Source organism: bacterium, from assembly GCA_016873475.1.
Classification (GTDB): Bacteria; Krumholzibacteriota; Krumholzibacteriia; order JACNKJ01; family JACNKJ01; genus VGXI01.
The window spans coordinates 1-1,545 of record VGXI01000419.1 but is presented as its reverse complement, the minus strand read 5'-3'; the positions used below and the strand labels follow the sequence as shown (position 1 = coordinate 1,545).

The following is a 1,545-nucleotide window of genomic DNA, read 5'->3' as shown; positions in this document are numbered from 1 at the left end:
CCCCGAGGAGGCGGAGCGCCACGGCCCAGGCCGCGGGGTCGAGCGGCCGGAGCAGGCCGATCAGCGCCCCGATGAGCAAGAGGAGCAGGGGTGGGAGGAGCAGCGGGGCGTAGATCAGCCAGAGGCGGAGTGGGCGGGGATGCGCTTCGGCGCTGGCGGCGTCGAAGCGGATCTCGCCGCTGAGTACGCGGCCTTGGCGCTCCCAGACGAGAGCGAGCCGCGTGCCCGGAGTCGCCTCGCGCAGCGCCTTGAACCAGGCGTCCGGCTGCGCGGCGATCAGCGTTCCCTGCCACTCGGTGATGAGATCGCCTCCGGCGAGCCCCACCGCGGCCGCCGGGGAGCCGGGCCGCACCGCGAGCACGCGGCAGCCGCCGTCGCGGCGCAGCGCCGGCAGATCGCGCAGATGCCCGGGGCTGCCCGTGAGCCCGCTGCTCGCAGGCTGCGATCGGCTCAGTTCGTCGAGCGCATAGAGGCCGAGGACGATCTGCGCGAGCAAGCCGAGGCTCAGCACGAGCAGCAGGGCTCGCCGCGCGAGGGTCGATCTGGATTGCCTGGCTGCGGGCATGGTCATCGGGGACCGCCGGCCGGGGACGGGCGAACGGGCGAAGCCTAGCGGCAATGCTTGCGGGCGAATAGCAGTTTGGCGCCAGGAATTGCGCGGGGCGGGTGGAGCGGAGTGACGGAGAGGAGAACTACAGAGCCGCTCGGGTCCGCCCCCGGGGGCGGGGTACCTAGCAGCCCGTGGCAAAACGCTCTCGCCACAAAATCGGGCTCGAGAGGACAACGACTTGCGGGCGCACTGCTGGGGCTGAGATGACTTACACCACGGGCTGCTAGCTGACCACCTGCTACGTTTGGCTGATTGAGCGGCCGAGCTTGCGGTGAATCGACCGTTCCTCGAATCGGGAGCCTATTCCCTCCACCGCTCTGCACCCAGCGGCAGCTCGTTCAGCTCTCCCCTGGCTTCGCGCCAAGTCGGATAGTGCTCGCCAAGGAGCGCCACGAAACGCTCGCTGTGCTTGGGCTCGATCAGGTGGATCATCTCGTGGACGATCACATACTCAAGCAGATCCTTCGGCTTCTTGACGACCTCGGTGTTCAGTCGGATGTGCCGCAATCCGGGGTTCGCGCTACCCCACTTGGTCTTCATCCGTTGCAGGAAGTACCCAGCCACGCGCACGCCGAGCAGAGGCTCCCACTTGGCGATCAGCTTGGGCACCTTCTCATGCAACAAGGTCTTGTGCCATTCGTGAACGACCCGAGCGCGCTCTGCTGCGAGGCTCCCGGGGCGAACGACGAGCGTGATGCGGCGATGATCGAGCCTGACGGTCGGCTTGCCGGGCTGGTGCTCGACCGCCAACAGATAGCGCCTTCCCCAAAGGTAATGAGTCTCCCGAGTGATGAACTGGCGGGGCGTCTCTCGAGCTTGCTTGGCGTACTCGGTCCGCTGCTTTCTTATCCAGGCCAGCTTCGAAACAGCATAGGCGCGCGCAACCTCGATCCGCGTGCCCTTGGGCGCGACCAAAGTCACCCGGCCGTCAGGGG

At 67.6% G+C, this 1,545-nt stretch carries 2 protein-coding genes; both read right to left on the bottom strand.

The window, feature by feature from the left end; translation table 11 throughout:
- On the bottom strand, positions 1 to 571 hold a 571-nt coding region (locus FJ251_16310; protein ID MBM4119263.1), incomplete at its 3' end, for a PDZ domain-containing protein.
- A gap of 339 nt (positions 572 to 910) precedes the next feature.
- Positions 911 to 1,545, bottom strand: a 635-nt coding sequence (locus tag FJ251_16305) for a M48 family metallopeptidase (GenBank protein MBM4119262.1), incomplete at its 5' end; no start/stop codon positions are given.